At 30.9% G+C, this 6,879-nt stretch carries 6 protein-coding genes; 4 read left to right on the forward strand and 2 right to left on the reverse strand.

From position 1 onward, the window contains the following. Window positions 1-491, reverse strand: a 491-nt coding sequence (gene icaR, locus CD116_RS02375) for an ica operon transcriptional regulator IcaR (RefSeq protein WP_240625078.1), incomplete at its 3' end; no start/stop codon positions are given. A gap of 164 nt (window positions 492-655) precedes the next feature. Between icaR and icaA the strand changes: the two genes are divergently transcribed. Genes icaA through icaC form a run of 4 tightly spaced genes read left to right on the forward strand, consistent with a single transcriptional unit; the run spans window position 656 to window position 4,071 of the window. Further along, on the forward strand, window positions 656-1,894 hold the full coding sequence (icaA, locus tag CD116_RS02380) for a poly-beta-1,6 N-acetyl-D-glucosamine synthase IcaA (RefSeq protein ID WP_047428133.1): 1,239 nt from the start codon (window positions 656-658) through the stop codon (window positions 1,892-1,894). Further along, window positions 1,858-2,163, forward strand: coding sequence for an intracellular adhesion protein IcaD (gene icaD / locus CD116_RS02385; protein WP_047531028.1), 306 nt, complete (start codon window positions 1,858-1,860; stop codon window positions 2,161-2,163). Before icaA ends, icaD begins: the two co-directional genes overlap by 37 nt. After that, a complete protein-coding gene (gene icaB / locus CD116_RS02390) occupies window positions 2,160-3,032 on the forward strand; it encodes an intercellular adhesin biosynthesis polysaccharide N-deacetylase (RefSeq protein ID WP_047531026.1) in 873 nt (290 codons plus the stop codon). Before icaD ends, icaB begins: the two co-directional genes overlap by 4 nt. After that, window positions 3,019-4,071, forward strand: a complete 1,053-nt coding sequence (gene icaC / locus CD116_RS02395; protein ID WP_047428123.1) for a polysaccharide intercellular adhesin biosynthesis/export protein IcaC — start codon at window positions 3,019-3,021, stop codon at window positions 4,069-4,071. The genes icaB and icaC overlap by 14 nt, the downstream gene beginning before the upstream one ends. 222 nt (window positions 4,072-4,293) lie before the next feature. On the opposite strand, the gene lip1 is transcribed toward icaC, so the two are convergent. Then, window positions 4,294-6,336, reverse strand: a complete 2,043-nt coding sequence (lip1, locus tag CD116_RS02400; RefSeq protein ID WP_078101656.1) for a YSIRK domain-containing triacylglycerol lipase Lip1 — start codon at window positions 6,334-6,336, stop codon at window positions 4,294-4,296. Window positions 6,337-6,879: the final 543 nt, after the last annotated feature.

Raw genomic sequence — 6,879 nt, forward strand, 5'->3', positions numbered from 1 at the left:
GAGCCAAATTTTTGAGAAAATGATGCTCTCAAATACCAACTTTCAAGGAATAGAAGTATTAAGTTTTGAAAATCTTCGTTTGTCATTGTTACCTTTGACTCATCATAAAACTTCGCTATTTCTTGACTTAATGATTGGTTTAAATCACGTATTTGTCTATAAATATCTTCAGAAAATTCTTCAGGTGTATTAGACAATTGGACATACATTCTAATATACCTTTCTTCGATGTCGAAAATAAATTCAAATAAAAATTGATATAGAGCATCAATTGAATAGTTAGATTTATTTTGATTCACCAGAATTACATTGTTAAGGTAATCGAAGCAACATTTAACACTTTGTTCGTAAATACTTTTTTTCGAGTCAAAATGATAGTATAAACTCGCTTTTTTTATATTTACACTTTTAGCTATATCATCAAGTGTTGTACCGTCATACCCCTTCTCTGAAAATAAGGTTATTGCGTTATCAATAATCTTATCCTTCAATTTTTAAAACCCCCTACAGAAAATTAATCACACTATGTTACAGGAAAATTAAGTTGCAATTACAAATATTTCCGTTTAATTATAACAACAATCTATTGCAAATTAAAATACTATCAATTACCATATGGCTTACAACCTAACTAACGAAAGGTAGGTAAAGGAATTTGCAATTTTTTAACTTTTTACTATTTTATCCTGTTTTTATGTCAATTTATTGGATAGTAGGTTCAATTTATTACTTTTTCACTAAAGAAATTAGATATTCTCTGAAAAAGAAACCAGACATAAATGTGGATGAATTAGAAGGCATTACATTTTTACTTGCCTGTTATAACGAAAGTGAAACGATTGAAGATACATTATCGAACGTTTTGGCATTAAAATATGAGAAAAAAGAAATCATCATTATTAATGACGGAAGTTCAGATAACACAGCCGAACTTATCTATAAGATGAAGGAAAACAATGACTTTATTTTTGTAGATTTACAAGAAAATAGAGGAAAGGCTAACGCACTCAATCAAGGTATCAAACAGGCTTCATATGATTATGTAATGTGTTTAGATGCAGACACTATCGTTGATCAAGATGCACCATATTATATGATTGAAAATTTCAAACATAATCCAAAACTTGGTGCCGTTACAGGTAATCCTAGAATACGAAATAAGAGTTCTATTTTAGGTAAAATCCAAACGATAGAATATGCAAGTTTAATTGGCTGTATAAAGCGTAGTCAAACACTTGCTGGTGCAGTCAACACTATTTCTGGTGTCTTCACTCTATTTAAAAAAAGTGCAGTTGTAGATGTTGGCTACTGGGATACCGATATGATAACTGAAGATATTGCAGTTTCTTGGAAATTACATTTACTCGGATATCATATTAAATATGAGCCTCGTGCAATGTGTTGGATGTTGGTTCCAGAAACATTGGGAGGTCTTTGGAAACAACGTGTTAGATGGGCTCAAGGGGGACATGAAGTATTACTACGAGACTTTTTTAGTACGATGAAAACAAAAAGATTCCCTTTATATATTTTGATGTTTGAACAAATCATCTCAATTTTATGGGTATATATTGTTCTTCTATATTTAGGTTATTTGTTCATCACTGCAAACTTCTTAGACTATACATTTATGACATATAGTTTTTCAATCTTTTTACTATCATCATTCACTATGACTTTTATAAACGTTATTCAATTTACAGTCGCACTCTTTATAGATAGTCGCTACGAGAAAAAAAATATGGCAGGACTCATATTCGTCAGTTGGTATCCAACAGTATACTGGATTATTAATGCAGCAGTTGTACTTGTCGCATTTCCAAAAGCCTTAAAACGTAAGAAAGGTGGTTACGCAACATGGTCAAGCCCAGACAGAGGGAATACCCAACGTTAAAATCATCACTAAATATCGTTAGAGAAACAGCACTTGTCGCTATATCCTGTTTCTTCTGGATTTATTGTTTTGTCGTTTTACTCGTTTATTTTGGCACCATTTTTAATTTTCATGACGAAAGTATAAACACTATTCGAGTGGCCTTGAATATTGAAAATACTGAAATTTTAAACATTTTTGAAAGTATGGGTATTTTTGTGCTTATAATTTTTGTATTTTTTACAATTAGTCTACTCATTCAAAAGTGGCAGAGAGGAAGAGATTCGTGAAGTTACGAAAATTAATTATCCTTGTATTAAGTCTATTAATCATCTTACCTGTAAGCACATTGGACACGCATCATGTTGCTAATGCAGATGACGATGCACCTAAAAAACTGAAATACAAAAAAGATAGTGCCCTTGCATTAAATTATCACCGTGTGAGAAAATCGAATTTTCTGAATAATTTTATTTATTTCTTTTCAAGTAGTAAAGAAATTAAGAATTACAGTGTTAGCCAATCACAATTTGAGTCACAGATTAAGTGGCTAAGATCACACAATGCTAAATTTTTAACACTGAAAGAATTTTTATATTATAAGAAAAAAGGAAAGTTTCCAAAACGAAGTGTATGGATAAACTTTGATGATATGGATGAAACTATTTACGAAAATGCTTATCCAATTCTAAAAAAATATAAAATTCCTGCGACTGGATTTATCATAACCGGGCATGTAGGTGAAGAAAATTTCCACAATCTAGATATGATTAGCAAAAAGCAACTTAAAGAAATGTATAAAACTGGATTATGGGAGTTTGAAACTCACACAGATAATTTGCATAATTTGAGTAAAAACAATAAATCAAAGTTGATGCAATCATCGGATGCAAAAATTATCAAAGATATAAATAAAAGTGAAAAATATCTAACTAAAAACTTTAAAAAGTCACAGAATACAATAGCCTATCCTTATGGCTTGATGAATGACAAAAAATTACCTGCCATTAAAAAAGCAGGAATAAAATACGGTTTTTCATTAGAGGAAAAAGCAGTCACGCCTGGCGCCAACGATTATTACATCCCAAGAATATTAATTAGTGATGATGCTTTTGAGCATTTAATTAAGAGATGGGACGGATTCCATGAAAAAGATTAGACTTGAACTTGTTTATTTACGAGCAATTATATGTACGATTATTATCATTACACATTTATTAACACAAATTACTTTAAAGCATGAAAATTTAGAGGGTGGTTCTTTAGTATTACAATTCTATATTCGCAATATTGTTATTTTTGGAACGCCATGCTTTATTATATTATCTCAATTACTTACAACATTGAATTATCAAAAAGTCACATACAGATATTTAACAACACGTGTGAAATATATACTTATTCCTTACATATTAATGGGTTTATTTTACAGTTACAGTGAGTCCTTATTAACTAACTCTTCTTTCAACAAACAATTCGTTGAAAATGTTTTATTAGGTCAATGGTATGGTTATTTTATTGTAGTTATCATGCAATTCTTTGTTTTAAGTTATATCATTTTTAAAATTAATTATAATCTTTTCAACAGTAAAATATTGTTACTACTATCATTTATAGTACAGCAATCATTTTTATATTACTTTTCAAACAATTCAGCATTCCATGATACAGTTTTACACTATTATCCATTAAGTGAAAATACAATGATATTAGGATGGATTTTCTATTTCTTCTTGGGTGCATACCTTGGCTATAACTATGAGCGCGTCTTAAATTTCTTAGAACGTTACTTAGTTATTATGATTGTTTTAGCTGTAGCAACATACTTTGTATTTATTGCATTGGCAAATGGGGATTATTGGAATGTTACAAGTTTCTCATATTCATTAACGCCATATAATAGTGTTATGTTTATCGTGATATTAGGAATTTGCACACATTTTAAAACAATGCTATTTAATACAATTCAAATGATTAGTGCATTCTCGTTCTTCATATATTTATTACATCCAATTATCTTAGATTCACTATTTGCATATACAAATATATTCGAAGATAATACTATGGTATTCCTAACTATATCTCTTCTATTTATTTTAGGATTATGCATTGGCGTGGGTATGATTTTCCGAGAATTCTATATCTTTAGATTTATCATTGGAAAACAGCCATATAAATTAAATATTAATGCATACTAACTAATACCAAAACACGCGATGAAAAGCTCTCTTAATTTAAATCGAGCTCAAATCATCGCGTGTTTGTTTGTAGTTATATTCGTAGTTTTTATTTCCAGTTTATTTATAGACACTAACACATTTACATGAGAGTGTTACTTAAATAATTCTTTTAAAATTCTAAATAATGAACCGATTAATTGAAAGAAATCTGCTGTCATTTTCTATACCTCCCTTTTTTAATTATGCTTGTTTTGTATCTGTCACTTTTTCAGTTTTCACTAAATCATCTGCTAAATGATGCCAAAAATCTTGTAATTCTTCTCTTGTGCGCACCGTATCAGAACTATCTTGTCCTACAAAATCAACATGATCCCAATCATGCTTTGTCGGTGTTACTTGCCAAATGCCTTTTTGAATTTTATCTGTAGCATTTGTATATGCTTGATTAAATGGATGTTGCGAAGAGACAACTGATACCAATCCATCGTTCTCTCTCCATTCTTTTTCGGTAGCTTTCCCAATCAAATTACCTGTTATTACGAATGGGAAAAACATATTTAAGTCAGCTTTTTGTCTATCACTGTTCAAAGCTTTATGCGTCGCTTCACCAGTATATGTTTTGTATACAATATTAGGATTCAATGATGTTTTGCGATTTAATTCTGTCGCACCTTCACGTGTTAAGTCATAAAATCCATTATCTTTCGATTTCCATAAATTAGACTGTTTAACACGTTTTACATAATCCATATATGATTCATTTGGTTTCTGTTTTAGACCCCATTGAGCCAACCCGAAGTCTACTCTAGAATTTTTATTACCAAACATTTTGCCGATATCAAATACAACCTGTCTCACTAAAGCTTCGTTTCCTGCCAAATCTGATGCGTGTGTACCATTATGTGGTGTTCCTAAAGTAGTAATTGATGAAATCATATTGTCCTGATTACCTTTGAATAATGGGGAAATTTCACCACCATGCTGTTTTTGATATTCTATTTCTTCACGGCTACCATTTCGCAATAATTCTTCTAATTGACGAATCGTTTGACCACCCATGCTGTGTCCAACTAAATGTATTTTTTGTCCTGGCTTCCAATCTTTATATACGCCTTCATATGTTTTTCCGTAACGTTCATGACCATACTTTGCTGCATGGGCTGCACCATAATCAACTCGTCCACCTTTAATATAATAATAAAGTTCCACTGCACGATCATAGTTACTTCCAAAAGCACTAATACTTGCTTCATATGCTTTGTAACCATTTTCTTCTAAATCTTGGCGAATGTTCATTTTATTACCGCCCCAATAATGTGCCAATACTGACGGGTTAATATCATCTGTAAACCCATTGAAACCATGAACTAAAACGATAGGATCTTGATTTTTGTACTGCCCTTGTTTGGCAACTTTATTAGTTTGATCACTTTTCGCTTTTGCAGTAAGTTCCTTTGTCCCTTTATTCGGCAACGTGGCTACTGCACTACTTTTTAATATATTTAAATCTTTTTTCTTGTCATTGTCCTTTGTTGGTTCTACTGGTGATTTTTGATTGTTTTTTAAACCTGAAACTGATAGTGTTTTTTCGTCTTTTTGAGGTTTCACTTCTTGTTCATTGTTAAAATTGTGGTTAGTAATTTTATCATTCGCTTGATTCTTTTGTTGTGGTTGTACTTTTTCTATTTCTGTCTCATTAACAATTTCTGATTGGCTTGTTTGACCTGACTTATCCAATGATGGCGCTTCCTTTGTTCGACTTTGTGAAGGTAGATTGTTATTAGCGTTTGAATCTTGACTATTATCTGCCTCTTTTGCCTGTTGCTGTGACGCCACTTTACTTTGCTTGCCATCATTAATAGCCTGTTCTAACCCTTGATTTACATCGCTAGGATTAGCATTGTTATTTTTTGCTGAATCAAGTTGAATATTTTTATCGTTAATCAATGATTTTTTATCATTCTTTTGTTGATCTTTATTCAAATCATCTGTTTTATGATGATTTTCTTTTAATATTGTTTTATCATTATGCAAGTTCTTAGTTAAATTTTCAGTATATTGCTGTTCGTCAACACCGTTTTCACGTTGATAATTAGCATTTTCCCTAGTTTGTTGATCCCCAATAGATTGTGCTGTAACTGTACCCTCCTGCGAATTTCCCATGTTCACTTTTTTCTCAGCTGCTTGTGCATGTCCACCACTTAAAAATAGTAATGTAGCTATTAAAATGGAAGATGCACCTACACTAAATTTACGAATACTATACTTATTTTGACTTTTCATCATTGTCAGCACCTCTATTTTTTATTTTAGATAAACAAATTGATGATTATTCGAGGAATAAACTCAAATAATTTACTTAACCAAGCACTCATAATGACCATCCTTTCTATTGATTAATTCAAAAAGGTAAGCGTTTACATTTATGTTTAAAAAATATATTCTCCAAAGAGAACTTAAATTGTATACGCTAATCATTTCAAATTATTAATTAATATTATATTTGGCAAAATTTATTTAGTCAATAATTAGACACAATTTAATTATGCAAATTGCAACTTTTTTACATATATTGTCTGTATTTTTAATCCTTGCATGTTTTGGGTATTAATCATATAGCGAGCAACTTATTTGCTTGGTTTCATGAGAATTGCCTGACTCCCGATATTGAACTCATCAGTCCAATTTGGTTTAGAGCCTTTAAAAACTAATTAGGATAGCCTGATTAAATCAAAAAAGAGTTAGAACATTAAAAGGAGGTTGAGACATAAATTTTTGTGCTCTGGGAAACCGATTAACGGCGTCCCAAAAGCAGGATTTTCGGCA

This window comes from Staphylococcus schweitzeri (genome assembly GCF_002902405.1).
In the GTDB taxonomy this organism is placed as follows: Bacteria; Bacillota; Bacilli; order Staphylococcales; family Staphylococcaceae; genus Staphylococcus; species Staphylococcus schweitzeri.